This window comes from Lentzea cavernae (assembly GCF_014653695.1).
Taxonomy (GTDB): Bacteria; Actinomycetota; Actinomycetes; order Mycobacteriales; family Pseudonocardiaceae; genus Lentzea; species Lentzea cavernae.
Genome location: NZ_BNAR01000006.1, coordinates 107,541 through 134,298 on the forward strand (window position 1 = coordinate 107,541; position 26,758 = coordinate 134,298).

20 protein-coding genes and 1 pseudogene are annotated in these 26,758 nt (G+C 65.5%); 12 read left to right on the forward strand and 9 right to left on the reverse strand.

All coding sequences use genetic code 11. The annotated features are described in order from the left end of the window. Positions 1-2: 2 nt before the first annotated feature. From IE307_RS20890 to IE307_RS20910, 5 genes are read right to left on the reverse strand one after another with little or no spacing between them, the layout of a single operon-like run. Positions 3-1,556 carry an ABC transporter substrate-binding protein gene (locus IE307_RS20890; protein WP_191300094.1) on the reverse strand — a complete coding sequence of 518 codons (1,554 nt, stop codon included), beginning with the start codon at positions 1,554-1,556 and terminating at the stop codon, positions 3-5. A 37-nt stretch (positions 1,557-1,593) separates the two neighbouring features. Beyond that, positions 1,594-2,466 carry an ABC transporter permease gene (locus IE307_RS20895; protein ID WP_191300096.1) on the reverse strand — a complete coding sequence of 291 codons (873 nt, stop codon included), beginning with the start codon at positions 2,464-2,466 and terminating at the stop codon, positions 1,594-1,596. A 10-nt stretch (positions 2,467-2,476) separates the two neighbouring features. Further along, on the reverse strand, positions 2,477-3,418 hold the full coding sequence (locus IE307_RS20900; RefSeq protein WP_191300098.1) for an ABC transporter permease: 942 nt from the start codon (positions 3,416-3,418) through the stop codon (positions 2,477-2,479). Further along, positions 3,415-4,578, reverse strand: coding sequence for a hypothetical protein (locus IE307_RS20905; RefSeq protein ID WP_191300100.1), 1,164 nt, complete (start codon positions 4,576-4,578; stop codon positions 3,415-3,417). The genes IE307_RS20900 and IE307_RS20905 overlap by 4 nt, the downstream gene beginning before the upstream one ends. After that, entirely contained in the window at positions 4,568-5,317 is a 750-nt protein-coding gene (locus tag IE307_RS20910; RefSeq protein ID WP_191300103.1) for a GntR family transcriptional regulator, read from the reverse strand. Before IE307_RS20910 ends, IE307_RS20905 begins: the two co-directional genes overlap by 11 nt. A gap of 89 nt (positions 5,318-5,406) precedes the next feature. Between IE307_RS20910 and IE307_RS20915 the strand changes: the two genes are divergently transcribed. Beyond that, a complete protein-coding gene (locus IE307_RS20915) occupies positions 5,407-6,843 on the forward strand; it encodes an aldehyde dehydrogenase family protein (RefSeq protein WP_191300105.1) in 1,437 nt (478 codons plus the stop codon). A 59-nt stretch (positions 6,844-6,902) separates the two neighbouring features. Here IE307_RS20915 and IE307_RS20920 read toward each other — a convergent pair whose 3' ends face one another. Next, entirely contained in the window at positions 6,903-7,955 is a 1,053-nt protein-coding gene (locus tag IE307_RS20920) for a LacI family DNA-binding transcriptional regulator (RefSeq protein ID WP_191300107.1), read from the reverse strand. A 321-nt stretch (positions 7,956-8,276) separates the two neighbouring features. Between IE307_RS20920 and IE307_RS20925 the strand changes: the two genes are divergently transcribed. The 5 genes from IE307_RS20925 (at position 8,277) to IE307_RS20945 (ending at position 13,151) form a co-directional block, all read left to right on the forward strand. After that, positions 8,277-10,040 carry a right-handed parallel beta-helix repeat-containing protein gene (locus tag IE307_RS20925; protein ID WP_268250392.1) on the forward strand — a complete coding sequence of 588 codons (1,764 nt, stop codon included), beginning with the start codon at positions 8,277-8,279 and terminating at the stop codon, positions 10,038-10,040. A gap of 115 nt (positions 10,041-10,155) precedes the next feature. Beyond that, the gene (locus tag IE307_RS20930) at positions 10,156-10,719 is read left to right on the forward strand and encodes a TetR/AcrR family transcriptional regulator (protein ID WP_191300112.1); all 564 of its coding nucleotides are present in this window, start codon (positions 10,156-10,158) and stop codon (positions 10,717-10,719) included. Then, on the forward strand, positions 10,716-11,570 hold the full coding sequence (locus IE307_RS20935; protein WP_229904929.1) for an oxidoreductase: 855 nt from the start codon (positions 10,716-10,718) through the stop codon (positions 11,568-11,570). The genes IE307_RS20930 and IE307_RS20935 overlap by 4 nt, the downstream gene beginning before the upstream one ends. A gap of 34 nt (positions 11,571-11,604) precedes the next feature. Then, positions 11,605-12,687, forward strand: coding sequence for a saccharopine dehydrogenase family protein (locus tag IE307_RS20940; protein ID WP_191300114.1), 1,083 nt, complete (start codon positions 11,605-11,607; stop codon positions 12,685-12,687). Then, positions 12,684-13,151 (forward strand): SRPBCC domain-containing protein, encoded by a 468-nt coding sequence (locus IE307_RS20945; RefSeq protein WP_191300116.1) that lies wholly within the window; start codon positions 12,684-12,686, stop codon positions 13,149-13,151. The genes IE307_RS20940 and IE307_RS20945 overlap by 4 nt, the downstream gene beginning before the upstream one ends. A 56-nt stretch (positions 13,152-13,207) precedes the next feature. Here the strand turns inward: IE307_RS20945 and IE307_RS20950 are convergent, their stop codons facing one another. Further along, the gene (locus IE307_RS20950) at positions 13,208-14,341 is read right to left on the reverse strand and encodes an NmrA family NAD(P)-binding protein (RefSeq protein ID WP_191300118.1); all 1,134 of its coding nucleotides are present in this window, start codon (positions 14,339-14,341) and stop codon (positions 13,208-13,210) included. A 761-nt stretch (positions 14,342-15,102) separates the two neighbouring features. Further along, positions 15,103-15,315 (reverse strand): annotated as a pseudogene (locus IE307_RS20955) (sporulation protein); the annotation flags it as partial. 520 nt (positions 15,316-15,835) lie between these two features. On the opposite strand from IE307_RS20955, the gene IE307_RS20960 reads away from it, so the two are divergent. Together IE307_RS20960 and IE307_RS20965 are read left to right on the forward strand one after the other, a co-directional pair. Beyond that, the gene (locus IE307_RS20960) at positions 15,836-16,918 is read left to right on the forward strand and encodes an AbiJ-related protein (protein ID WP_268250398.1); all 1,083 of its coding nucleotides are present in this window, start codon (positions 15,836-15,838) and stop codon (positions 16,916-16,918) included. 184 nt (positions 16,919-17,102) lie between these two features. After that, a complete protein-coding gene (locus IE307_RS20965; protein ID WP_191300120.1) occupies positions 17,103-17,789 on the forward strand; it encodes a hypothetical protein in 687 nt (228 codons plus the stop codon). A 424-nt stretch (positions 17,790-18,213) separates the two neighbouring features. On the opposite strand, the gene IE307_RS20970 is transcribed toward IE307_RS20965, so the two are convergent. Next, the gene (locus IE307_RS20970) at positions 18,214-19,233 is read right to left on the reverse strand and encodes an aldo/keto reductase (RefSeq protein WP_191300122.1); all 1,020 of its coding nucleotides are present in this window, start codon (positions 19,231-19,233) and stop codon (positions 18,214-18,216) included. A gap of 159 nt (positions 19,234-19,392) precedes the next feature. Between IE307_RS20970 and IE307_RS20975 the strand changes: the two genes are divergently transcribed. From IE307_RS20975 to IE307_RS20990, 4 genes are all read left to right on the forward strand, one after another. Next, positions 19,393-19,698, forward strand: coding sequence for a hypothetical protein (locus tag IE307_RS20975; RefSeq protein ID WP_191300124.1), 306 nt, complete (start codon positions 19,393-19,395; stop codon positions 19,696-19,698). Between the two features lie 218 nt (positions 19,699-19,916). Next, positions 19,917-20,129, forward strand: a complete 213-nt coding sequence (locus tag IE307_RS20980; protein ID WP_191300126.1) for a hypothetical protein — start codon at positions 19,917-19,919, stop codon at positions 20,127-20,129. 152 nt (positions 20,130-20,281) lie between these two features. Next, entirely contained in the window at positions 20,282-22,711 is a 2,430-nt protein-coding gene (locus tag IE307_RS20985) for a hypothetical protein (protein ID WP_191300128.1), read from the forward strand. A gap of 379 nt (positions 22,712-23,090) precedes the next feature. Next, on the forward strand, positions 23,091-26,756 hold the full coding sequence (locus IE307_RS20990) for a YobI family P-loop NTPase (protein WP_191300131.1): 3,666 nt from the start codon (positions 23,091-23,093) through the stop codon (positions 26,754-26,756). The last annotated feature ends 2 nt before the right edge of the window (positions 26,757-26,758 follow it).

The window sequence follows — 26,758 nt, forward strand, 5'->3', positions numbered from 1 at the left end:
CCTCATCGGTCGAGGTAGGCCTCGTCGAGGCGCCACTGGCCGTCGACGTTGAGCACGACGCCCTTCAGCGCGGTGCGGTGGATCAGCGGGGACTTGGCCTGGTGCAGGAAGGTCCAGTAGCGCTGATCCAGGATTCGGCGCTGCACGTCGCTGTAAGCCTTGCTGCGCACGGCTTTGTCATCGGTGCTGCGGGCCAGCAGGAGCACGTCGTCGAGCGTGCTGTCGTTCAGGCCCGACCAGTTGTTCGAGCCCTTGCTGGTGAAGTACGGGTCGAACACCAGGGAAGGATCGAGCCGCGGCACGTCGACCACCAGCACGGCGGCGTCGAAGTCCTGCTTGCGCATCCGGTCGAGCTGCGTCTGCAGCTCCAGCACTTCGGATTTCACGGTGAATCCCGCGTCGGAGAGCTGAGCCTGCAGGAGCTCGGCGATCGTCGGGTCCGGTGCGCGCCTGCGAGCCAGCACGGTGATGGACGTGGGTGCGGTGACGGCGGCTTTGGCAGCCCCCTGGTCGAAGGAGGGTGAGGTGATCGAGTCGTCGTAGTACCAGTCCTTCTTCGTCGCGAACGACGGCGCGAGGTCGAACTGGTCGGACGCGGCGACCTTGCCGATGGCGGAACGGTCCACGGCAGCGGTGAACGCGGCGCGCATCTTGGGGTCGTTGAACGGCGCGCGAGTCGTGTTGAGCGCCACGTAGTACGACCGGCGCACGCCGACGTCCTCCATGCTGACCTGCTTGTCGGAGGCGAGTTGCGCGAACTCCTCCGGCGGCAGGGCGCGCACCAGCTGGACACCGTCGGTGGCGAGCTCCGTGCGCAGCACCTTGGGTTCGGTGATGAACCGGACCACGACCTTGTCGAGCCTGGGCAGCTGGTTGCCGTCCGCGTCCTTGCCCCAGTACGAGGTGTTGCGGACGACGGTGAGCTGGACCTTGGAGCGCCACTGGTCGAACGTGAACGGCCCGGTGCCGACGGGGTTGCGACCGAACTCGGCGCCCTTGGTCTTCAAGGCCTCCGGCGAGACCATCATGCCGGGCTCGTGAGCGAGCTGGACCAGCAGCAGCGGGTCCGGGTCCTTCAGGTCGAAGCGGACGGTCCTGTCGTCGACCACGGCCACGGTGGCGATCTTGGCCAGAGCACTGGTCTTGGTCGACTTGGTGGCCGGGTCGAGCACGCGGTTGATGTTGGCGGCGACGGCTTTCGCGTCGAACGGCGTGCCGTCGTGGAACTTCACGCCGGTGCGCAACGTGAAGGTCAGCGCGCGCGGCTGGGCGTCCCACTTCTCGGCGAGGGCGGGGACGAAGCCGCCGTCGCGGTTCTGGCGCAGCAGTGTGTCGTAGAACAGGTTCAGCACGCTGCGGTCGGAGGAGATCTGGCTGGAGAACGCGGGGTCCAAAGTGGTCGGTTCGTTGTCGAACCCGACGGACACCGTGCCACCGGTGCGGGGCGCGTTTCGCGGGCCGGTGGAAGCGGGGCTCCCGCACGCGACGGTGGAGGCGATCAGGACGGCGGCGAGGCCGAAGAGTGCGGCACGCCGGGTTGTTCTGGGGTGGGACACGGCAGCGGATCCCTTCACGGGGGCGGAGGAGCGAAGGTCAGCGGATCGGGGACAGCACCGGCCGGTGGGCGTCGAGCGCGTCGCGCAGCGCATCGGCCAGGAGGTTGAAGGCGGCGATCGTCAGCAGGATCGCGAGGCCGGGGAACACGCTCAGCGCCCAGGTGGAGTCGAGGTGCGCGGTGCCGGAAGCCACCATGCCGCCCCAACCGGGCTGCGGTGGCTGCACCCCGAGCCCGAGGAAGCTCAGCGACGCCTCCGCCATGATCGCGGTGGAGGCCTGCAGAGCGGCGAACACGAGGAGGGTGCCCGCCAGGTGCGGCAGCAGGTGCCGCACGAGGATGGTCGGTGTGCCGACGCCGACGATCCTGGCTGCCGACACCCATTCACGGGTGCGCAGGGACAGGACTTCGCCACGCACCAGGCGGGCGAAGCGCGGTGTCGTCACCACGGCGATGGCGATCAGCGCATTGCGCAGACCCGGCCCGAGTGCCGCCACTACGGTCAGCGCGAGCACCAGCAGGGGAAAGGCGAGCAGGCCGTCGGTGACGCGCATGAGCACCGCGTCCACCCAACCACCTCGGTAGCCCGCGACGAGGCCGATCGCGGTGCCCAGCACCAGTGCCAGGCCAACGGCGATGGTGGCGACCTCGAGGGTCACCAGTGCGCCGGCGACGACGCGGACCAGGATGTCGCGGCCCAGTTCGTCAGTACCCAGCAGATGTGCGGCGGAGGGCCCGGCCAGCAGGTTGTCGGTGTCGGTGTCGGCGACCGCGTCGTCGAGGAACGGCGCGGCTGCCGCGGCGAGCACGAGCAGCACCAGCACGGGCAGGGCGAACCAGGCGCGCCGGTCGCGGCGCAGGCTGTCGAGCACGGGCCGCTCACGCGGCGGGGACTTCGTCGTCATCGCCATGGTCGGGCTCCTAGTAGGTGATGCGCGGGTCGAGCCGCGCGTAGAGGAGGTCGGCGAGCAGGTTGACCAGCAGGACGAACACCACGACCACGAGCACCGCTCCCTGGACGATGGGCAGGTCCCTGCTGAAGATGGCGTTGACGATCAAGGTGCCCATGCCCGGCACGGTGAAGACCGCTTCGGTGACCACGGTGGCGCTCATCAGCGCGCCGATCTGCAACGCTGCCACCGTGACGACCGGCACCACGGCGTTGCGCAGCGCGTAGACGGTGACGATCCGGCGCTGGGCCAGTCCCGAGGCGCGCGCGGTGCGGACGTAGTCCTCGCCGAGCGCGGCGAGCAGCGAGCCGCGGGTCTGCCGCATGATCACCGCGATGATCGTGGATCCGATCGTGATCGCGGGCAGCACCATGTGCAGCAGGTTCTGCACCGGGTCCTCGGTGAACGGCACGTATCCCGACGGCGGGAGGATCCGGAGCCAAAGCCCGAACACCAGGATCAGCAGTGCCGCCAGGTAGAAGTGCGGTGTCGACAGGGCGAACACGCTGGCCGTGGTCATCACCGCGTCGGTCTTGGTGCGGCTGCGCACTGCGGCGATGATGCCCGCCGGAAGTCCGATGAGGATGGTCAGCACGATCGCGATCAGGCCGAGTTCCACGGTCGCGGGCAGCCGGTCGAGGATGACGGTGCCGACCTGTTCGTTGGTGAGCCAGGACCGGCCGAGGTCACCGGTCAGCGCACCTCCAGTCCAGTTCAGGTACTGCTGCCACACGGGGGCGTCCAGTCCGAGGTCGGCGCGCAGCGCGGCCCGGTCGGCCTCACTCGCCTCCTGGCCGAGGATCTCCGTGGTGGGGTCGCCCGGCAGCAGTCGCAGCAATGCGAACAGGACCATCGAGACGACGATCAGGACCGGCACGAGTTGTGCCAGCCGGCGGATCAGGTAGGCCGTCATCGGGACGTCTCCCCCGTGGTGACGAGCGCAGACGCGCGGCGCTGGGCGGGCAGGTCCCGCAGCCGGGCCGCGGGAACGAGGTCGTAGAGGTACAGCGCGAGCGCGTCCGCCCCGTGCGCGAGCGCCAGATCTGTGACGGCTCCGAGCACCGCGCTGGTCGGGGTGGCGGAGTGGAAGAGGCTCCAGCCGACCGTCAGGCGGGTCGCGATCGCGGCGGCCACCTCGAGTTCTCGTTGCAGGGAACCGAAGTCCCCGGACAGGTCGGTGACGGTGAGCCCCGCGCGGGTGGCCGTGAGGTCGCTGAGATCTCCCGCGGTCTTGCCTGCGCAGCCGTAGGGGTCGGCGGTGGCCCGCACGGAGACCGGGGTGTTCCCGGCGGCGTCGACGGCTGCGGCCACCAGGTCGCAGCTGACCCGCGACCGGATTCGAAGCACTGCTTGGTGCAGCTGGGGTCCGAGCGCCGAGTCGATGTCCTCCACCGCGTGCGTCGCGGCGGGGCGCGGTTCGGCGAGTTGGGTCCGGACCGCCCAGGCGGTCCGTTCGGCGAGTTCGGCAGGGTCCACCCCTGAGTTGTTGAACTGCGCCGAGCACGCCGAGCAGACGCACAACGACAGCAGCCACCGGTCGGCCGGACGCAGGGCGGTGCCCACCTTCTCGTGCGCGCCCTGGTGCTCCCAGCCGAGATAACCGAACGCCTCCAGTTCCAGCCGGGACACACCGGTGCCCTGAACCGCACCCACCACGAGCGCGCGGGCGAACGCGACCACTTCCGGTCGTGCCGGACACAGCGCGTGCCGGTACCGGTGGCCGAACGCGTTGCGCAGGGCCAAATCGGGGCGGCGGGTGGCGATCGCCGACTGGTGCAGACCGACCAGCCAGCCGGACGCGTCGAGCCCGGCCGACCGCAACGCCCCGACCACGTTCGCGGAAGAGTCGTCCACGACGGACTGGTCGAGCAGGTCCGGGTTGTCGTCGAGGAAGAAGCGACCCGCGTCGACGTGGACGACGGCGCCGGGATCGCTCGTGGTGAGCAGCCAGCGACCGCTGTGGTAGGCCAGCGCGAGCACGACTCCGTCCGCCCCCGTGGCCGCGATCCGCTCGGCCTCCCCCACCGGGTCGGACCGGAAGGAGACCGGATGCGCGAAGAGATCAAGCTTCATGGCCCGCGTCCGCCTCGTGCAATGTGTCCGACAGCGTCTTGGCTGCTTTCTCGATGTGCTCGCAGGCCAGCCGCTCGGCCAGGTCCGCGTCGCCCTGCTCCACGGCAGCGAGGATCGCGGCGTGCTCGGCCGCCTCCTGCTCGAAGGTGGCCCGCAGCCGCCATCCGGTGGTGGCCGCGAAAGCGGTCAGATCCTGCAACTGGTCGAGGAAGTCGCACAGGAACCCGTTGTCCGACGCCGTGTACAGCACTCGGTGGAACGTCCGGTTCGCGATGCCCATCCCGGTCCGGTCGCCGCGAGCAGCGCACGCGGCCGCCTCGCTCAACGCGGTGTGCGCGGCGGCGTGTTCGGTGGCACCGAGCCGTTGCACGGCCAGGCGGAGGGCGGAGGGTTCGGTGCTCGCCCGTGCGGCGTAGAGCTTCTCCACGTAGTCCGCGTCCAGTTCGCGCACGCGCACTCCCTGGAACGACGCCACCTCGACCAGGCCGGTGGACCGCAACTGCTTGAGAGCTTCACGGACTGGCGTCTTCGAGACGCCGAGCATGTCCGCCAGTTCCCGCTCGACCAGCGGCTGCCCCGGCTGGAGCACGCCGTCGAGAATCGCCCGGCGCAACGCCTCGCACACCACGTCGGCGCGGGACGCGGGTGTCTGGGCGGGTGGTAGCAAAGCGGCCAGCGCTGCTCCGTTGACCGGCTCGCGAGGTGAGCTTATGGTCCGGGTCACATCTCCGTACGGCATACCGGTATGTTGGTATACCAAGATACCAAGCGCAAGTGTCGGCGCCGGAATTCTGGATTTCGCCGATCCGCACAGCACTGCGAGGTCTCATGCACACCACGTCCGCGGCAGAACAGGTATCCGAGGTGACCACGACCGCCCTCGCGGCCTCTCCGTTCCTCGCCGCATCGTCGCCGCGCGACCGCGCGGACCTGCTGCTCCGTCTCGCGCAGGCGCTGGAGGACAACCGCGGCGAACTCGTCTCGGTCGCCGATCGAGAGACCCACATCGGCCTCGGCCGGCTCAACGGCGAGGTGGACCGCACCCGGTTCCAGCTGGCTGCTTTTGCTGACATGGTCACCGATGGCGCTTACCTCGACGCGGTCATCGACGGGCCCGTCGGGGGCCCACCTCCCGCGGGCCGGCCCGACATCCGGCGGATGCTCACCCCGCTCGGGCCGGTGGCCGTGTTCGCCGCGTCGAACTTCCCGTTCGCGTTCTCCGTGCTCGGCGGCGACACCGCCAGCGCACTGGCAGCGGGATGCCCCGTGGTGGTCAAAGCCCACGAGGGGCATCCGGAGCTGTCGGAGCTGACGTGCGCACTGGCCGCGGACGTGTTGCCCGACGGAGTGTTGTCGCTCGTCACCGGCCGGGATGCGGGCCGGGCGCTGGTGGTGGACCCGAGCATCACCGCCGTGGGGTTCACCGGCTCCGGCGCGGGTGGGCGCGCGTTGTTCGACCTCGCGACCGGTAGGGAGGATCCGATCCCGTTCTACGGCGAGCTGGGCTCGGTCAACCCGGTCGTCGTCACCCCCGCGGCCGTGGCGGCACGCGGAGAGGAGGTGGCGAAGGCGTTCGTGGCGTCGTTCACCCTCGGCTCGGGCCAGCTGTGCACGAAGCCCGGCCTTCTCTTCCTGCCCGCGGGGCACGGTTTGGAGGAGGTCCTGCAGCAGGCGGTCGCGGAGGTCGCGCCAAGCCTCTTGCTGGGATCCTGGATCCGGCAGGGTTACGTGGCCGCGATCGGCGAGCTGGCGCGGCGAAGCGGTGTCCGCGAGATCGTGCCGTTGCCCCAGGACACAGGAGAAACGGTCTCCCCGAGCCTCTTCACGATGTCCGCTACGGCCTTGCGGGAAGCGCCGGTTGCGGAATGCTTCGGCCCTTCTGCACTGGTGGTGGAGTACGAGTCCGACGACGACCTGCTGGGCACGCTCGCGACAGTGCCTGCAAGCTTGGCCGTCGCAGTGCATGGAGAGGTCGAGGACGATCTGGCATCCAAGGTGTTCGGCGCGGTGCGGACAGGTCGGGTGGTCTGGAACGGCTGGCCCACAGGCGTGTCAGTGACCGCGGCCATGCACCACGGGGGGCCGTGGCCCGCGACCACCGCACCGCTGCACACCAGCGTCGGTGCGGCCGCCATCAGCCGGTGGCTGCGCCCGGTCGCCTACCAGAACGTCCCGGACGCCCTGCTGCCCCCGCCGTTGCGTCGCGACAACCCGTGGAGCGTGCCGCGCCGAGTGGAAGGCGACTGGACCCGGCGGCCCGCGTGAGACCGTCGAACCACTGGCTCGACACCGACGTCCGCAGCCCGAGGGCGACCGCGCCGAGGTCACCCTCGGGCTGCGGACCTCCGGCTGGCGAGCTTCGGGCCGGGGGTGCTGGATCCCAGTACCACCTGGCACTTCTCCCGATGGGTCCGCGGCACGCCGTCCCCACTGGACAGAATCATCTCCAGCGCGAGCCGCCCCAGTTTTTCGAGGTCCACCCGCACGGTGGTCAACCGCGGCGACATGTCACGCAGCGTCGAGATGTCGCCGAACCCTGCGACGGACAGGTGACGGGGCACGTCAAGGCGGCGCGCACGGATGGCGGAAATCGCCCCGAGCGCCATGACGTCGTTGACCGCGAACACGCAGTCGACCCCGTCGCACTCCGCGAGGACCTGCTCCATCGCCTGGTAGCCACCGTCCCTGCTGAACTCGCCGTTGACGATCCGTTCGCGGGCCAGGTCGACGCCGTGGTCGGCCAGACCGGCCCGGAAGCCGTCGAGGCGGTCCTTGGCGGTCAGCAGGTCACGAGGTCCGGCGAGCACCGCGAAGTCGCGGTACCCCAGATCGGCCAGATCGGCCGCCAGCGCTCGAGCGCCCTGCCTGTTCTCCACGACCACGGTGTCCACCGGGAGCTTGCGCTGGCTCACCGCGGCGACCGTGCCGCCCTGCGCCTCGAATCGCTCCACCTCGGCTCGAAGCCTGTCGACCTCGGCCCGGCTGGTGGTGCGGCTGCCCGCGAGGATGACGGCGCGATTGCGCTGCCGGCGGAACCCGGCCACGTACTCGGCCTCCCGCTCGCTCTGCCTGCGCGTGCTGGCGATCGACACCATCAAGCCCTGCTCGTCGGCAGCCTTCATGACCCCCGAGGCGATGCCCGAGAAGTACGGGTCCGCGATGTCGGGGACGATCATCCCGACCACCTCGGCATGGCCGCGCTTCATCGCCCGCGCGGCCACGTTCGGGGAGTAGTCCAGCTCCTGCGCAGCTCGCAGCACCTTCTCGCGCAGTTCGGCGCCCACCGTCCGAGCACTGCCGTTGATCGCCCGCGACGCGGTCGCCAAGGACACCCCTGCCACCCGTGCCACGTCGAACAGCGTCGCGTTTCCCTCCACGCCTGCTGATCCTACGGACCATCCCGCGAACCTTCCGGTCCACCCCGGACCTGGAGCACTGGACCATTCGGCGGCGCGTCGCGGACGGCTCGCGGGAAAATGTTTTCCGACGCATCACCCTAACGATGGCGAAGCGTCGATTTCAAGACAGGACTTGACTTCTGACACAAGAAGCACGTCAGTCCACATGGGAGCGGTTGCAGACCAACGCAGACGCACACCCCCCGCACAACTCGGAGAGCATCAGCTACGATCCCTCGCGTCTCCTGGGAAAAGCTTTTCCCATGAACGGTGGCGACCCCTGGGCCTCGCCGCACATCGATGTTCTCCACCTGCTGTTTTTCCACCACCGCAACGAACTTGCCCCTGCTGGTGCCGCCATCGACACCCTCCGACCGGAGGGTTGCGGGAGCACCGACCGTTCGACACACTCGCGCCGCGCAGCCGAACGGGCGAGGACGCGAGCCCTGTCGTAGTTCTGGAAGGAAACACGTGAAACCCTTTCGCCTCTTGCGACTTGCTGTCGCGGTGAGTCTTGGCTCCGCACCGTTGGGACTGCTGGTCTTGGGTGGCACCGCGAATGCCGCGGCCACCACCTATTTCGTCAGTCCGTCCGGATCGGACAACAACGCGGGAACCTCAGCCGCTCAACCGTTCAAAACGATTCAGAAGGCTTCCGACTCCACCAATCCCGGCGACGTGGTGCAGTTGATGAACGGCACCTATCGGGAGACGGGGACGGGTCGCGACGTCCTGAACATCACCCGCTCGGGCACGGCCGACGCGCCCATCACCTACCAGGCGTTCCCCGGTCACAAGCCGGTGCTCAACCCGGTCACCGGGTGGCACGGCATCAGGATCACCGGCGCTTCCCACATCAAGGTCAGCGGTCTCGAGGTGGCGGGCGACTCCACGTCCATCAACCTCGACGAGGCGAGGAAGCAGGCCGGCCAGAAGAAGCCGGTCTTCAACACCAACTGCATCGGCGCCTACAAGGACGAGAAGTCCGGCAAGGCCTCGCACCACCTGGAGATCACCGGCAACCACGTCCACCACTGCCCCGGCGGTGGCATCTCGGCCATCGACGCCGACCACGTGACGATCGACGGCAACCGGGTGCACTCCACGTCCTGGTACACCGAGTACGCCACCAGCGGCATCTCCATCCTGCGCGCGCTGGACAACGGCCCCGGCGACCCGTCGCAGTACAAGATCCGCATCACCGGCAACGTCGTCTACGACAACGAGACCAAGGTCATCTGGACCCAGGTCGGCAAGCACTCGGACGGCAACGGCATCATCATCGACACCCTGAAGGACAAGGACAACTCCGATCCCGCCTACAAGGGGCGCGTCCTCGTCGCGAACAACCTCTCGCTCGACAACGGCGGATCAGGCATCCACTCGTACAAGTCACAGCACGTCGACATCATCAACAACACCGCGTATCTGAACGCACGCAGCGTCAACATGGATCCTTACGCCAACATCTTCGCCTCCATGAGCGACGACGTGCGCATCCTGAACAACATCTCCGTCGTGCGCGAAGGCAAGCCGACCAACTCCACGCACCGCAACACCAACGTCACCTACGACCACAACATCTACTTCGGCGGCAAGAAGCCGGAGGCCACGGGACCGAACGACCTGGTCACCGACCCCAAGCTGACCAAGCCGGGCATCGACCCCACGGCTGCGGACTTCCGTCCCGTCGAGGGCTCACCCGCGATCGACTCCGGCAAGGCGTTCGACCTGCCCGCACGTGACATCACGGGCAAGGCGCGGAAGGCGGGAACCGCACCGGACCGCGGGGCTTTCGAGTTCTCGGTGGGCGGTGACTCCGCAGAACCGGTCACGACGCCGACCAAGGACAACGCCGTAGCGGCTCCGGCCGCTGCACCGACCAGCCCGACGACCAGCGACTCCCCTGCGACGGAGACGACGACGGAGGCTGCCGCCGCCGATTCCGGCGGGCTTGCCAGCACCGGAGCCAGCGTGGTCGCGATGGTCATCGGGGGCGTTGTCGTGCTGGCAGCAGGCGGTGCGACCGTGTGGCTGGCGCGACGCAAGCGCGCCAACAGTTGACCGTCAGCCCGTGATGCATCGACCGGCGAGCGGGATCACCCCCGTGCCGAGCGTGTAGAAGCGAAGTGATTCAGACCTCACTGACATGCTGACATATTATGCATATTGTGTCAGCATGTCAGTGAGAGACGTGGTGGCGGCCGATCCTCTGCTGGCCGCAGGCTTCGACGCCTTCGCCCGGCACGGCTTCAAGCGGGCGACGATGGCGGACATCGCGGCGGGTGCGGGCATGTCCAGGCCGGCGCTGTACCTGCGGGTGAAAGGCAAGGAGGACGTGTTGCGGGCGGTGGGTGCCGCCCTCCTCGCCGAGTCGATCGTCCGCGCGCGAACTGCCGCGGACGAGACAGGAGACATCTCCGCACGCGTCGTAGCGGTTCTGGAGGCGAAGCTCGGCCTGACTCTGGGCTTGGCCGAGCGCTCCGAGCACGCCTTGGAACTGCTCGTCGAGTACGGGCGAGTCGCCACCGCCGAAGCGGCGCAGTACACCGCCGAGGTGGAACAGCTCACCGCGCGGGTCCTCGCCACGTCCGGAGCTGACGCGGGTCGCTGCGCCGACATCGCGACAGCGCTGGTGCGCACCGTGCAGGGCCTCGAAACCGAACTCGACGACGCGCCACGGGCACGAAAGCTGCTCGCGGCGCTCGTGGGCACCACCGTTGCAGGCCTCACCCGATCATGAAGGAACCGGAGAAGACCATGAACCACAACGATCCGATCCTGATCACCGGCTGCTCGTCCGGCATCGGTGAGGCGACCGCACTGCGCCTCGTGCGAGCGGGTCACACCGTCTACGCCACCGCCAGGAAATCCTCGACACTCACCGCACTGGCGCAGGCGGGAGCGATCACGAGAGACCTCGACGTCACCGATGAGGAGTCCATGCGTGCCGTGGTGGACGAGATCGTCACCGAGCACTGCCGCATCGGCGCACTGGTGAACAACGCGGGCTACGGCGCTTACGGCGCGGTCGAGGACACCCCCATGCACGCGGTGCGCAAGCAGTTCGACACCAACGTCTTCGGCATGGCCAGGATGATCCAGCTCGCACTCCCCTCGATGCGCTTGGCCGGACGTGGACGGATCGTCAACATCTCTTCGATGGGCGGCCGGCTCACCTTTCCGTTCGGTGGCTATTACCACGCCTCCAAGCACGCGGTGGAAGCGATGTCCGACGCTTTGCGCTTCGAGGTGAAACCGTTTGGAGTCAGTGTGTCCATTGTGGAGCCTGGTTTGATCACCACTCGCTTCGGCGGCACCGCGGCGACGACGCTCTCGACGTCCACACCGGACGGATCCCCTTACCGCGCGGCTACCGCAGCACTCGACAAGTCCATGGCCAAGTCTTATGAGAACCGGCTCATGACCGCCGGCCCCGACGCTGTGGCCAAGGCGATCGAGCACGCAGTCAGCGCGCGACGCCCACGCACCCGCTACGTGATCACCCCGGCGGCCCGGAGCCTGATCACGATCCGTGCCCTGACTCCCGGACGAGCATGGGACCGGGTCGTGCACGGCGTCTTCGGTATGTGAACTCACCACAACGACACCACCACTGGACCTGATGATGACGATGCACGGCAGCAGGATCGCGATTTACGGCGCCACCGGCTACATCGGTGAGCTGACCGCGCGGATCGCGGTCGAGAGGGACCTCGAGCCCGTTCTGATCGGACGAGGAAAGAGGCACGTCGAGGAGGTTGCGCGAAGACTGGGCTTACCGTGGCGGATCGGCGCGCTGGACGACCCAGAAGCCCTGGACGAAGCACTGCGAGACGTGTCCGTCGTGCTGAACGCCGCGGGCCCCTTCAGCACGACCGCCGGTCCGTTGCTGGACGCCTGCATCCGGACGAGAACCCACTACCTGGACCTCTCCGGTGAAGCGGTCGACTTCGAAGCCGTGCGGGAACGCCACGCCGAACTGATCGAGGCCGACGTCATGGCCATGCCGGGAGGAGGATTCGGTGTTGTTCCGACCGACGCCATCGCGGTGCACCTCTCGAGGGTGCTTCCCGGCGCGAAAAGTCTCGAACTCTCCTTCCAGACGGTGGGCGGGGTGTCCCGCGGTACAGCAACCACACTGGTGGCTGGGCTCCCGACAGCAGGATGGCAACGGCGGGGCGGAGCGCTGGTCCCGGCAAGAGGCGCCGAACAGCGCAGAACGATTCCCGACGGCATGGGTGGTCACCTCACCGTGGCGACGAACCCGTGGCGCGCGGACGTCGTGAGCGCCGCCGAGTCGACGGGCATCTCGGACATCTCCACGTTCACCGCCATGCCAGGCCCGGTCACCGCGCTGGCGCGGATCGCCCCCAAGGTGCCGTGGCTGTTCACCAGCCGCCCGACTCGAAGCGCGCTCGCGGCTCTCATCCGCAGGCTCCCGCCGGGACCTTCCGAGCAGCAGCTGGCGGCTGGACGCACTGTCGTGCACGGGAGGGCGACGGCACTGGACGGGTCGGTTGCCGAAGCGGTGCTCATCGGGCCGGAGGCCTACCTGTTCACCGCCCACGCCGCGGCCGAACTACTCGCCCGGACCGGAGCCGGAGCGGCGGTGCCGGGGTATCGGACACCAGCCCAGGTGCACGGACCCGACCTCGCACTCACCGTGCCCGGTACCAGCCTGCGTGATCTCGCCAGGAGAGCGTCATGACCATCCACTGGCCACAGGGCTTGTCACCAGAGGAAACCGTGGTGCACACCCGCAACGAACTCGTGGTCGACACCGATGTCGACGTCATCTGGAAGATGCTCGTCGACGCACGCTCCTGGCCCGACTGGTACCGCAACGCACGCAGGATCCAGCTCGACGACGTGACCGAACTCGGTCCAGGTACACGGTTCCGCTGGACCACGTTCAACGTCCGCGTCGACTGCATCGTCACCTTCTTCGACCCGCACCGCGAACTCGGCTGGACGGGGACCGCGTTCGGCACGCAGGGCCACCACCGTTGGCTGCTCACACCACGCCCCGACGGGCGAACGCACGTGGTCACGGAGGAAACCCAGCGGGGGTTGCTTCCCGCCATCGCGGGCCGATGGCTGCGCCCTTGCTTGCTGCACTGGCACCAGCGATGGCTCGAGGGATTGGACCTCAGAGGATCTGTGCGCCCCTGACAGCAGTCGGTCGTCGGCGATCGGATTCCAGTTGATCACCGGGCGGCGCTTGCGGCTCAGGTCCAGGACCGTCCCGCGAACCGCCAGGACTGGTCGGCCAGGAAGTCGTCCAAGGTGCGCGGTGGCCGGCCGAGAAGGCGCTCCACGTCGCCGGTGATCGGCTGGTTGAGCCCCAGACGGGTCAAGCTGTACACCGCCGACATGAATCCGATGCTGTCCCAACCCACTCCGCGCCTGCGCAGCCGCCCGGCGAATCGGGGCAGACTCGGCTTGGTGTAGCTCACCGCTGACCCGAGATGGACGCTCAGGGACTCGGCGACCTCGTTCATCGTCAACGCCGCTGGGCCGGTCAGGTGGTGCACCGTGTTGTGGTGGCGGCCTGGGTGGAGCAACGCTTCGACGGCTACCGCAGCAGCGTCGCGAGCATCGATGAACGTGGTCCTGCCGTTCCCGGCCGGGATGAACAGTTCGCCACGTCGCGCGATGTCCTCGCCGTGTGTCGAGATCGACCGGAACAGGTTCTGCATGAAGAAGCTGCACCGCAACACCGTCCACGTCATCGACGACTTGAACAGGGCCTGCTCGATCTTGTGGTGAGGGATGAACCCGGCCTTGTCCGCACCGAACACCGACACGTAGACGACATGCCGGCAACCGGCCTTCTCCGCAGCTTGGAGGAACGGCAGTATCGCGGTCCGTGCGGCCTTGTTGCCAGGCAGGGGGAAGAGAAGGAACAGCTCTCGGATTCCCTCAAGCGCCGCCGACCAGGTGGAGGAGTCGAAGAAGTCGAACCGCACCGACTGCCCACCGCTCGCTGCGACACGATCGGCCATCAACTCCGGACGACGACTGGCCACTCGCCAGGAGCCCATGGTTCGCGAACACAAAAGGTCGGTCAGCTCAGCGCCGACGTTGCCCGAAGGACCGGTCACCACAAGCATCCGTCTCTCCACTCCGCAGGCCACCTTCGACAGCACCATCATGCAAGCTGTGACTAGGGTCCCGATGTAGCCGACCGCGATGTTCGGCGCGTGTAGCACGCACTCGCAGTGCTGGATCAGCGGATCGACTTTCCAGGTTCGTCTGGACCGCTTCTCGAGCCACGCGATGTGCGGGCGCACCAGAGCTCTGAGTGGCGCGCCGATCACCGCTCCCAGGATCGCTCCGAGGACGAGCGCCGGGACGTTCATCCATCGAGCATCGGACTGACTGGCCGGTCCATGCCTGGGTCTCGTCAGGACACACCGACGGAGACTCACTCCGTCTCGGCGTATCCGAAGAACTCGGTGTGAGGAGTTCAGTCGATGTTCCAACCGGCAACACGCGCGAGGCCGACCGGTGCCCGTACAGCAGATCCGTCATCGCGGCCGCCTCGCGCACATGGCACGGTCGAGCGAGGCCTTCAGCCCCTCCACGCCCGACCAATGACAGCGCAGCGTTGAGAGATGAGCACCCTCAAAGCACCCAGCGCCAGCCCAGCGCGCCCGTTGCGGGCATGGTGGACGAACGGGATCACGTAGTTCCAGGCGCCCGTTCTCGTGGCTGCGACTCTGTACGGCCTGTTCTCCGACCGTGCGTACCGGCTGGACCGCACGACGCACCTCGATTCGATGGCGCAGGACGTCCTGACGTTAGCGATCGTGCCGGTTCTGATCTGGGCAGGGCGCCGCAGCAAGGCGGGATCGGTGCGTGGGCATCTGTTGTGGCTCGGATTGCTCGGCTACGTCGCGTACACGTACTTGATCTATGCATTCGGCGTGCCGCACAACTCCGCATTCCTGCTCTACATCGCCGCACTGTCGTTGTCGATCGCCGCTCTCATCGACGGCATCGCTCGCATCGATGTGCGAAAGGTGCCTCTGGACGCACACGTCGGCGTCGGCTGGTTCTTGATCGTGGTCGGGCTCGCGTTCGCGGTTTGTGGCTGTCCGACGTCGTGCCGACCGTCGACGGCGGTGAGCACCGCGTCCTGCGAGGGCAGCGGACCGACCAGAATCGGGTCGAGGTCGCCCTTGTCCGGGGCGCCCGCGATCACGAGCTCGGCGCGCACGCCGACGGTCATCCGCGGCAGCGGCTGGCCGCCGACCGCGGTGATCGGGGTCTCCCAGGGCAGCGGCAGCTGAAACGGGATCGCGAGAAGCTCACCGGCCGGCACGCGCACGCCCTCTCATCCAGCATCGCCCCGGATGAGTCGACCATCGGGACGAACGCGTCGATCGCGGACTGGTCAGCTCCGGTCCGGCAGGTTCGGAGCTGCCCGTGCGGAACGGCGGGTGCGGCGCGTACTCGATTTCCAGCTCGGCTCGCTTCGCGTCGTCCCCTCCCCGCAGTTCGGCCAGTCACTATGACGGTCGGGCAGACCGGCTACTCATAAGGGGTACAGCAGGCGCTGACGCCGCAGCACGAGCTTTCACTCTGCGCCGGTGCAGTTGCACCGACCCACTGTGGACCATCCGCTACCAGGCCAACGGCAGCAGCGCGATGGAAGCAGTCTTCGTTACTGTCGCTTATCAGTAGCTCGGCATCTTGATTCACGCGGCGCAAGGGAAGGGCGCTGGGCCGCCATGCACAACAGAACGCGCTCCCAGACGGCTCGAACAGTTGCGCGGCGCAACACGCGAGCGGTACGTGCACGATGACCTGCATGGGTCTTGTGGAGGTGAACCATCCCTGTCGCCAGCCGCATCACAGACGTCACTCGACGCCGACTCGTCGAAGGAATCGATACCTGGGGGTGGAGCGGACAGCTCAACGACATCGAGTTCCTAGACCGTCTCTACGACCTCGACGCGTTACCCAGCACCGACTCTCGCTACTCCACCGCACGCCAGGACGTCGGGATACACCGCATCGCCAACTATGACTGGCCGGACGACTGGGTCTTCAACGATGATCGATTCGGTTTGACGAACAGCGACGGTGCACTCCTCAGCTTCCTCGCAGAGATGCTGCACCCAGCGGTCCGGACAGACATAAACGACGTCGAGAAGCTCCGAACCTTCCTTAACCAAACTCTGGTTCACGACGGCTACGAACTCGTCCAGATCGACGCTGTCAGCGGCGCCCCGATCTTTGCTGGCCGACGGATCGGCGCAGGTGTGCCAGGCGCAATGAAGAACCTGATCTTCGCAGCTGATGGCCCCAAGCCAGAGATCGTCTTCAGCGACGCCCTGAACAACGATGTCCGCGTGGTCAGGAACGAGGAGTTCTGCCTTGTCTATGACCGACCGCTGAGCGCACGCGGACTCACGTGGTTCGACTTGGCGAACTGGTGGGCAGATCGCAAGAACCTGGTAGGAGCACCTCCAGTCGAAGTATCAAGGAGCTTGTATCAACGACTAAGCAGATCACTGAACAACAACGACGCCGAAAGGCGAATACTGCGCAACTATGCTGACCGTTACCGCCGATTGGGCGATGGCATCCCAGCACTGATACCTCAGGTGTACCTGCACTACGATCCGTATGTCCGAGCACATCATGCCGACAGAGTCACTCCTCTGGCTCGCCAGCGAATGGACTTCCTCCTGCTCTTCCCACAAGGAATTCGTGTCGTGATCGAGTGCGACGGTCGGCAGCACTACGCTGACGAGGCCGGGCGGGCAGACTCTCAGCGATACGCCGAGATGGTCTCCGAAGATCGTGAGCTGCGGCTGCGCGGCTACGAGGTCTTCCGCTTCGGCGGTGCCGAACTGGTGGAAGGCGAAGCCACAGGAGCGCGACTTACCAAGTTCTTCGACCAACTCGCCGAGCGCTATGGAAGCTAGACCACATGTCTTGCGACGAAGCGCGCAGTTTTCCTGCAGGCCCACGGGTGGCCATCGTGGCCAGACTGTCGCTGTCGCCGAACTCCTCGCGAAGCGACCGAGTTAGGCAACCGTCGCCAAACCTCGACGGCGCCGCTCATCTTCTGACAGGCTATCCAAACTCACCATCTGGGGAGAGTCGATTATGAGTGAAGACAACGAAGGGATCCAACCTCGCCGTCGGCTATCTGCCGCGCATGAGGCAGCGCTATGGGCGCTCAGTGGTGGCACCTGCTACGCGCCTGGCTGCCTTGTCCCAGTCGTGGTTGAGGTTCGTCCTGGCGTCTACAAGAAGAATGTCCAGGCCGCCCACATCTACGGGGTGCGAGGCAAGGCAGCGCGCCACAAAATTGAGATGACATCAGACGAGCGCGACTCCTTCAAGCACATTATCTTGCTATGCCTTGCACACCACAGCGCCGTTGACGACTCAAAGACCGGAACCCTCGATTATCCACCCGAATTGCTTGTTAAATGGAAACGCACTCGTGAGGGCGCGAATCATGCCACGCTGAGCGAGCTCCAGATACCTGCAAACAATTTGGACGCCATCACGGAGTACCTGGAATCCGTATTCACGCCCCCAGTTCAACGACTGGAGGCGCTAGCCAATCACTTACAGAAGACGGGCGAACTGAACGCCGATAGCCTAGCTGAACTCAAGCAGATCATCACGGCGATGCAAGACTCTGATGCGGGCGTCAATTCCCGCGTCGCCAGCAACCTAGCGTCCGCCGCCGACATTTTGGCAGATCTCAACCTGGAGCGCACGGCACGCGATCTGCTGAATGCTGCTGACATCCTTTCCAACCAGCCCAGGCAGGAATGGTAACGCGAGGTTTGAGACAGGTCCCAACGTTGGATACTCGATCATCGCTTCAAGACCGCTAGTTCAGGAGTGAACTTCCGGACTGCAAAAGCTCATGGCCACCTCCGGGCTAGCGGTACAGACGAGCCCTAAGTCGTAGTGGTTCCAACTCGTTCCCGCCGAGCGCGTTGAGACTCGCAAGCAGGAAGCTTCTTCAGCTTGTCCGCTGGTCATGAAAACTTGGTCGCAGCTAGCGGATGTCGCCTTACTGATCGACTACAGGTTGACTGGCAACAGGAAGATCATGATTGGCGTGAGAATCATGCGCTCCCACTAAGACTGAATCTCGGGAAACAGGAGTGGCCGACCACATCGAATGCGGCTTTGCCGTACTCGCCAGCGATGATGGGATCGGCCACGTTCAGGGCGAGCGCGTCAAGGCGCGGCTTTACTTGACTCGTGCGGAAACCTCGTCCAGTGCGGTCGTCTCGTCCGCGGTGAGCTCGAACTCCGCCGACGCCAACAGAGCAGAGAGTTGTTCAACAGTACGTGCGCTCGCGATCGGAGCGACGACACCAGGACGCGCGCGCAACCAGGCGATCGCCACCGTCGACATCTCCACCGCCCTGGCGGACGCGATGTCCTCGACCGCCTTCACCACGGCGAGGCCCGCCTCGGTGAAGTACCGGCTGGCGACAACACGACGGACGATCTCGCCGAACTCCTGCCTGTTCCTGCGGTTCTTGCCGGTGAGGAACGCGCCGATCAGCTCGAAGTAGGGCATCGCCTTGCGATACGGGCCGACCTGGCGGTACTTGCCTGTGAGGAAACCGCTTGCCAGGGCGAAGTACGGCACCGCCACGATCCCCTCTTCGGCCAACATGGGGGCAATCTCGCGCTCGTAGCGGTGACGCGTCACGAGGTTGTAGTCCGGCTGCACGACCGTCGGCGGCTCGTACCCCTCACGGCGGGCGATGTCAAGCCACTCCTTGATCCTCGCAGCGGTGTAGTTCGACACGGCCACCACACGGATCTTGCCCGCCTTGTGCAACGCGTCGAACGCACCGGCGGTCTCAGCGAGCGGAGTCTTCGGATCGTCGAAGTGCGCGTAGTAGACATCGACGTGATCGATCCCCAAGCGGACCAGCGAAGCGTCCAAGGCCGCCCTGACGTTGCCGGCGGCCAGGCCCTTGAACGCGGGATGCTGGCTCACCTTGGTACCGATGACCAGGCTGTCGCGGTTCCCACGTGCGGCCAGCCAGGAACCGATGATCGTCTCCGACTCACCACCGGAGTTGCCCGGCACGTCCGCGATGTAGCTGTCCGCGGTGTCGATGAAGTTCCCACCCCCCGCGACGAAGGCATCCAACACCCGATGCGAACCCTTCTCGTCACTGGTCCAGCCGAACGTGTTCCCACCGAGCACCAGCGGAAACACCTCGATGCCGGAGCGACCGAGCCGTGCCATTGAAGTTCCCTTCGTTGGACGCAAAGGAATCCGGTGTCCCTCCACCTGACTCAGGTTATCGACCCTGCTGGAGCAAGCAGCAGCACGCTGCGCCGCTTCGGATCGATCACGATGTGCATCACCTGAAAAGACGTTGCGCCCCTGGGCAACACTGAAGCGGTGAGAGGTGAGGCCAATGCCGACCAGTCAGCGCGAGGGCGCGCGGTCGGGACCATTCGAATTCTGGTGAGTGCATTCGGCGATGTGACCGGTGCCGGCGAGGTCACCGTCCCGAACGAGCATGCGGACGTTTTCATCGCGGTGTACGGCTGGTGGGCATGGGTCTGTCGCTCCAGCAGGCTTGTCCTGCTCGCACACGAAGCTGATCTCGGACACGAAGCCGCTCCGAACGTGCGCACGATCCTTGAACACACTCTCGTGATGCAGTGGGTAGCCGACGTCGGCGGGACGCGATCGCCACGCTGATCGCGCTGGACAGCGAACGGCGACGCAAGTTCATCGGTGAACTCACGGCCGCCGGATGGCCTGTCCCGGCCGGAGTCACTGCCCTACCGCGGGTTGCTCATCCGTTGCAGCCAACGGTCGAGAACTTCCAGGAGCTCTGCATCGCTTACGGTGCGCGGAGTCTCTACGTCCCATACCGGATGCTCTCTTCGAACGTTTATCCCACAGGGTCAGGCGCCATGGACTACACCACCGAGGACTTTCACCTCGCGGCCTATCCAACTCGGGATGACTCCGAGGCCGATCTGACGATCGTCGCGGTCTCGCTGATCCAGGCCACGCTCACGATCAACGATCTCTTGAAGCACCCCGTACTCGCCATCGCCATCGCCGACGCGCACACCCACTTGGGCGTCGCGATCGATCGCCCGCGACTGACGAAGTCCCTGTAGGAGCGTCACCACCAACAGGCACGCCCTGACGTTCGCGTGGCAGTGGACCGACCCGCATCAACATCCGGTGGCCGCGAACAACTGGTCGCTGCAGAGGTTCGTAACGAGTCCGCCGGTAGCCCCGATCTCGTCACAACAGGAAGAGGTGAGGGATGGCACGACGTAATCCCGTTGCCCGGTTTCTGGGCGACGTCGATCCTGCACACTTTGGTGACCCGCTGGATGAGATCGGCCTGTTCCGCCATTGCTTGACCGTCGCCGACGCTCGCGGGGCACTTCACAGTGAGGTCGTCGCCGAGATCGACCAGATGCTCAGCCTTGTCGAGGATGCCGACGCGTTCGACATCATCGAGCTGATGCGGATGCGGGAGTTCCCGTCGGTCCCAGACCCGCGGCTCGATTGGGAAGGGTCGGCACTCAATGTTGAGATCATCGTTGCGATGTTGCTCGGTCGCGGGTCTCGCAAGCCCACAGACACTCCCCGGCTGGACACGCGGCCGCACGAAGCCGTCACCGAACTCCACAACCGTGCCCAACGGCTCGGGCGGCTGTCCATCTACCGGCAGCAGTGCGAGGCGCGACTCAGCGAGGACCCGCTCGCACCGCTGGCAGCGGAGTACCAAGGTGCGGTTCTCCACATTCGAAACCTTCAGTACGACACGATCCGCGAGTCTCACGAGAGCCAACTGTTCGACAACGCCATCGTCGCTCCGCTCATGGCCGAGCATCTCGGCTACACCTATACCGACGTAGTCACCGTTCGCAACTCCATGGGCCGGCTCGGAGGCGACCGGATGACCAGGCTGCGTGACGACACCGGCGCGATCGTGATGCGGCACAGCGAGGCGCCGCCAGACCAGGTCCCCGAGGAGGAGATGCGAGAGTTCGTGAAAGCCATGGTCTCTTTCATGTTCCTGCCCGCCGATAGAGCCGTCATCACCGCCGAGGACGTCGCCGCTGATTCCGGCACCGACGAAGAGGTGGTCCGAGCAGTCCTAAAGTCCTACGCGCAGACGTTCGACGACAGCATCCCGCCTTCTCGCCGAGTCTACGACCTTCTCACGAGCAGCAACCCGTTTCTGATCACGCCTCTTGTTTCAGACGGTGCCGGCAACTACGTGGAAACCACGACCGGCGTAGGACTCGACTCGCTCCGGCGGATCGTGGAAACCGCTCTGTCGGGTACGAAGGAGTTCCACCGCTACGACAAGAAGGTCCGTCAGGTCGTCAGCGAACGACTCGCAACCTCCGCGCTCGAAAAGGTGCTGCGGACCCCACCGCGGTTTATTGGCTTCACGTACTACGCACCCGACGACAACGAATCCCACAATCTCCTCAGCCGCGACTGCGCAAGCCTGAAGGCTGTGGGGAAGCCGGTAGAAGGAGACGGCCTGTTCATCGTCGGCGACGTCGCCATCTGCGTCGAAGTCAAAGGCAAGTCCATCGCCTTGGCCGCACGCCGAGGCGATGTCCGGCGGCTCTGGCGCGACCTCAAGGCCACCATCGGCGACGGCTGCAAACAAGCGGCCCGCCTCCAAGCACTCATTGAGACCAACGCCGGCCTCTGGCTCGAAGATGGCACCTGGCTCGACTTGTCCGGCATTCGCGAAGTGAGATCCGTCGTCGCACTCCTCGATGATGTTGGTCCCCTCGGCACCAGCCTTGGCGACCATCGCCAAACCGGACTACTGCCCGTCGAACGCACACCCTGGGTCACGTCCCTGCACGACCTTGAAACCATCGCCCTGGTCTGCGACCGCCCCTCCGAGTTCCTCCTGTACCTACGCCGCCGCACTGACTCCGACGTCGCGACCTACTACAAGGCGGCTGATGAACTAGACCTCTTCATGCTCTTTATGAACGCCGACCTCTACGTCGAGCCCGACCCAGACGAAGTCCGCGCGAACCACCCGACAATCGGTCGGGTCACCAAACGGGATCGGAAAGAGCGCGCCCGAAGTGCCATCCCCACAAGGGTTGGCGAACAGTGTCAAGGCCTCAACGCCTGGATGGCCCGCGAACAAGACCAAGACGCCACCGATGATGTGCAGCCGGTGAAGCCGACCTACAGCGCGCTGCCGCGCATCCTTGAGCTGATCGACGTGATCGACGATTACCGCGACGGCATGATCCGCTTCGGCGCTGACGTTCTTGCCCTGTCCGGCGATGGCCAGCAACGTCTCCTCGACACCATCGATACGTGCATTCGCAGGACGCGTAAAGACGGTCAGCCACACCACGGCATGTTCTCGCTGGCAGGAGCCTGGGGACACCCAATCGTGTTCATCGGCTCCTGCCCCGACGCGATCCCGCTGGAACCAGTTCGACAGCGTCTCCAGACGTACATGAACCTCAAGCACCACCAGATGAAGTCGGACCGGGCCTACGGTCTCCTGTTCAACGAAGCCGGCAACCTTGAGGTCGTCATGTACTACAACCTTCCGACTGGTGAAGACGCCGAACTCGATGCGCTCGTAAGAGAGTCTGGTTTGAGGCCCGTGGATGGCACTCGGCCAGCAGCTTCGCCGTCTACGCGGCGCACCACCCGTCGCTTGAAGGGCAAGAAGAAGAGGCGGAAGTAGCTAGTCGGCCTTGGCCGGCAGGACCGCGGCTGTGCTGTTCTGATCTGCAGCTACTTGGATTCCAAGCTCATCCTCGGAGCAGTCGTGCTCAGGACGGGTCCGCGAGCACACGCTCACGAGCCCGTCCTGTCACAGCTCGCCGGGCTCTGCCCCAACCGATGCCCCGCCGCCCAGGAGACAAGAAGCTCTCTGGTGACGTGAGGTGTCTGTGATCAGGCTATGTCGAGGCTGATCGGCCCATGACCGACGTGGACTCGCGTCAGACTGGCTGACGAGCGGCGTCTGAAACGTATCGGCGAGTCGGACGACGAATCAGAACCGGCGGATCACACTCATAGATCAGCAGGTCGGCGACGGGTCGTGTCGAGGTGGAGCCAGAATGAGCAACGAGGTCGGCGGGAAGTCACTGGACGGTTCCACCTCGACGACGCCTGTCGCACCGGCCAAGCAGGCTTCGCTCGAATCGTTGACCTCGCGGTACGTCGCCGAGCAGCACGGGACGTATCTTCGCCTTCTCCAAGAAGCAGTGCAGAACAAGAGAAACCTGAACATCGCCCTCACCGGCAGGTACGGAACGGGCAAGTCCAGCGTGCTCGATGAGTTCGTTGACAAGCGCGAGAAGGACAAGACTCTGCGGGTGGCGATCTCCACGCTCGGACCGACTTCGGAGACCACCACCCTCACCAACAGGATCCAGAAGGAGCTCGTCAAGCAGCTGCTGTACCGCGCAGCACCTCGTGACTTTCCCTTCTCCCGTTTCAAGCGCATCAGCCCGTTGTCCTGGAAGCGCGCCCTTGCGGAAGCCGTGGCGGTGGTCGCCGTCGTCGGCGGAATCCTGGCGTTTCTGAACCTACTCCCGAAGGTCGCGGCCACGGGAGCTAGTCAGCCCACAGCGATCCGTGTGCTGGCATGGATGGGCTTCGCTCTCCTGGCCGTGCTGGTGCTGGCCACGCTGCGCCGGCTCATCTACGGCCGTTGGTCGGTTTCCGACGTCTCAGCAGCCGGCGCCACGGTCAAGTTGACCCAGCAGACCGCGACGTACTTCGACGAGTACCTGGAAGAGATCGTCTACTTCTTCGACACCGCTCCACACGACGTCGTCCTCTTCGAAGATCTCGACCGGTTCGACGACCCCCACATCTTCGAGGCGCTACGCGAGCTGAACACCCTGCTCAACGCCACGGCCAAGCGGCAGAAGAAGGACGTACCCTTGCGGTTCGTCTACGCGATCAAGGACAGCCTCTTCGAGGAGCTGGGATCCGACACGGAGGAGGCAACCGGCGACACCGCTGCGGCCGAGACCATCCGCGCCAACCGCACGAAGTTCTTCGACGTCGTCATCCCTGTCGTGCCGTTCATCTCGCACCGCAACGCTCGGGAACTGCTGGACGGCCTGCTCAAGGAGCACGGCGTGCAGGAGAACATCAACCGAGCCCTCATCGCGTTGGTCGCCCAGTACGGCACCGACATGCGCTTGCTGAAGAACATCTGCAACGAGTACGCGGTGTTCGCCGAGCGCCTGCTCAACACGGCCAAGCTCGCCCCAGGCCTGACGGCGACCAACCTCTTCGCGCTGGTCGCCTACAAGAACTTCCACCTGCGAGACTTCGAGAAGATCGCACGACGTGAGAGCAACCTCGACGCCCTCTACGAACACCACAAACGCCTGGTGCGCCACGCGATTGACGTGCGCGAAAAGCACAAGCGCGACATCCTTTCGAGGGCCGCGATGCCCAAGGTAGTGGAAAGGGCGGCCGCTAAGCTAGGTAGGCGCCTCGTCGCCCTTGGCCTGGCCGCCAAAGGCGCCTCCGGTAGCGCAGGCTGGTCAGGCATTCGATTCGTTGTCGGTTCAGATCTATACGAACAGAACAACGTGAGCTCGCGAGCGTTCTGGACGCAGGTAGCCGAAACCGGCCAGATCACAGTCCAAGCCACCCATCAGGGGTACCAACCGGTCGACGTGACACGGCTCAACCGCGATCAGATCGCAGAGGTCTTTCCCGAATTCGCCGAACCAGAAGACTGGCCCCAGTTCGACCGACGAGCAGGCCAGGATCTACTCGAGACGCTCAACGCCGACATCGCTCTTCTCCGAGGAGCGGACTTCCAGGACCTCGTCGGCAAGAACCGGTTCACGTCGTCTTCGGAGGACGGTGAACGGACTTTCTCTCAGATGGTGGATGAGGTCATGCAGTCAGAGCTGGCCCGCGAGCTCGTTGGCCGCGGGTACCTCGACCGCAACTTCGCCCTCTACGCGGCACAGTTCTACGGCGACTTCACCGGCGTCGACGTGGCCAACTTCCTCGTACAGACCGTGCAACCCAACAAGATGAGCATCGACCACTCGTTTAACAGCCCTGCGGCCATCGCGAACCTGCTGACCGAGGCACCACCCGATTTCCTGCACACGGTCAGCGCCTACAACATCGCCGTACTCGACGACCTCCTCCAGCGAAAGCATCCCGGCGCCGCGGACATCGCCACCACCGTCGCATCTGCTTTCGGCGCCGAGGCGCAAGAGTTCCTGAAGGCGTACCTCAACTCCGGCGCTCAGCGATCAGCGTTCGCAACCCTGCTGAGTCAACGTCCGTGGCTGCAGGTGTTCACACATCTCGTCAGCGACGACAGCATCCCGGCAGACATCCGCCCATCGCTCGTCGATGCCGCACTCCGCGGGTGCAAAAGCAGCACCAAGTACGAGCTCGGGCCCGAAGTCCGCGACTACATCGCCGAGCACTACCTCGAGATGGAGGCCTTTACGGCTCCTCAGCCCCAGGCCGTCACGAACGAGGTCGTGAGGCTGATCGCGAAGGCGAACGTCGTCATCTCTCGCCTATCCGGACTGGACAGTGCAATGCGAGACACGCTCGTCGGCTGGCATCTCTACACACTCACGGCGGACAACCTGCGGGCCGCCCTCGGCACCGCTGGAGACGTCAGCTTCGACTCCGTACGCGACAACTCGCCGGTGTCCGACTACTGCTTGACAAGCCAGCAGGAGTACCTCGAAGCGGTCAAACACGATGACCTCACACCCTATGTCGCTCTTACCGAAGCCGCGGTCGTCGAGGTTCTCACCACCGTCGTCAACAGTTGGACGGCCGACGAACTCAAGACCTTCATCTCCATGGCCGCACCTGAAAGCCGGCTGAAGCAGCTGGACGCCGCTCCCGAACAGTGCTGGCCAGACCTCGCCGCTCACCGCCTCTTCGAATCCACCTCGACGAACGTGCAGACCTACAGCACCTCGATCGGCACGATCGACGGTGCCCTCTCACGCTTGCTCGTGGAGGCCAGAAGGATCACCAACGACACCACCCCGGACCTCGCAGCCACCGTCGCCGTCAAGGTGTTGAACGCCGCTGACGTGATCCCCGACCCCCGGCAGCGGGTCACTTTGGCCGTGAGCCTGAACCTCCAGGAAGACATCGCCCCCAACGAGGTCGACCCTGTTGCCGGCAGCCTTTTCGCGCTCCTGCTTGAGAACGAACTGATCGAAGACTCAGCGGCGGCGTTCGCCCACTTCCGGAGCGCGGGTTGGCCGGCCGTGGAAGCCGCGATCGTGAAATCCAAAGCGTTCCCCGAGTTCGTGAGCCCCGAGCTGCTCGCTGGCTTCATCGGCGAACTACTCGGCAGCAAGGTGATACCTCGCCCCATCGGCGACAAGATCATCGACGAGCTCCAGCATTACCTGCCGCACGACGACGCGGAGGTTCTCTCCATCGCCGGGCACTACGCAGTTGCTGGACAGCGAACCGTCACTGTCGACCAGCTGTACCGGATTGCCGCCAGCACCCGAGATCGCTCCCTCACACTTCGCTTGCTGGCCACCATGTCACCGTTGCCGCCGGCGTCAGAGACCGTCGATGTGTTGGCACCGCTTGGAGAGCCCTACAGCAACTTCGCGAACCGCAACAAGGTCAGGTTCGACCTACAGGTGGACGATGACCACCAAACGATCCTCAGCCATCTCAGAAAGGCTGGTGTGGTCACCAATTTCCCGCGGAAGCGGAACGGCAAGTTCGATGTGAAGCTCGCGACTTAGCC

Excerpts from the sequence above, each read along its gene's own strand:
- IE307_RS20895 (WP_191300096.1), bottom strand. The coding sequence starts at position 2,466 with ATGGCGATGACGACGAAGTCCCCGCCGCGTGAGCGGCCCGTGCTCGAC.
- IE307_RS20900 (WP_191300098.1), bottom strand. The coding sequence starts at position 3,418 with ATGACGGCCTACCTGATCCGCCGGCTGGCACAACTCGTGCCGGTCCTG.
- IE307_RS20905 (WP_191300100.1), bottom strand. The coding sequence starts at position 4,578 with ATGAAGCTTGATCTCTTCGCGCATCCGGTCTCCTTCCGGTCCGACCCG.
- IE307_RS20910 (WP_191300103.1), bottom strand. The coding sequence starts at position 5,317 with ATGCCGTACGGAGATGTGACCCGGACCATAAGCTCACCTCGCGAGCCG.
- IE307_RS20915 (WP_191300105.1), top strand. The coding sequence starts at position 5,407 with ATGCACACCACGTCCGCGGCAGAACAGGTATCCGAGGTGACCACGACC.
- IE307_RS20925 (WP_268250392.1), top strand. The coding sequence starts at position 8,277 with ATGTTCTCCACCTGCTGTTTTTCCACCACCGCAACGAACTTGCCCCTG.
- IE307_RS20930 (WP_191300112.1), top strand. The coding sequence starts at position 10,156 with ATGTCAGTGAGAGACGTGGTGGCGGCCGATCCTCTGCTGGCCGCAGGC.
- IE307_RS20935 (WP_229904929.1), top strand. The coding sequence starts at position 10,716 with ATGAAGGAACCGGAGAAGACCATGAACCACAACGATCCGATCCTGATC.
- IE307_RS20940 (WP_191300114.1), top strand. The coding sequence starts at position 11,605 with ATGACGATGCACGGCAGCAGGATCGCGATTTACGGCGCCACCGGCTAC.
- IE307_RS20945 (WP_191300116.1), top strand. The coding sequence starts at position 12,684 with ATGACCATCCACTGGCCACAGGGCTTGTCACCAGAGGAAACCGTGGTG.
- IE307_RS20950 (WP_191300118.1), bottom strand. The coding sequence starts at position 14,341 with ATGAACGTCCCGGCGCTCGTCCTCGGAGCGATCCTGGGAGCGGTGATC.
- IE307_RS20965 (WP_191300120.1), top strand. The coding sequence starts at position 17,103 with ATGAGTGAAGACAACGAAGGGATCCAACCTCGCCGTCGGCTATCTGCC.
- IE307_RS20970 (WP_191300122.1), bottom strand. The coding sequence starts at position 19,233 with ATGGCACGGCTCGGTCGCTCCGGCATCGAGGTGTTTCCGCTGGTGCTC.
- IE307_RS20980 (WP_191300126.1), top strand. The coding sequence starts at position 19,917 with ATGGACTACACCACCGAGGACTTTCACCTCGCGGCCTATCCAACTCGG.
- IE307_RS20985 (WP_191300128.1), top strand. The coding sequence starts at position 20,282 with ATGGCACGACGTAATCCCGTTGCCCGGTTTCTGGGCGACGTCGATCCT.
- IE307_RS20990 (WP_191300131.1), top strand. The coding sequence starts at position 23,091 with ATGAGCAACGAGGTCGGCGGGAAGTCACTGGACGGTTCCACCTCGACG.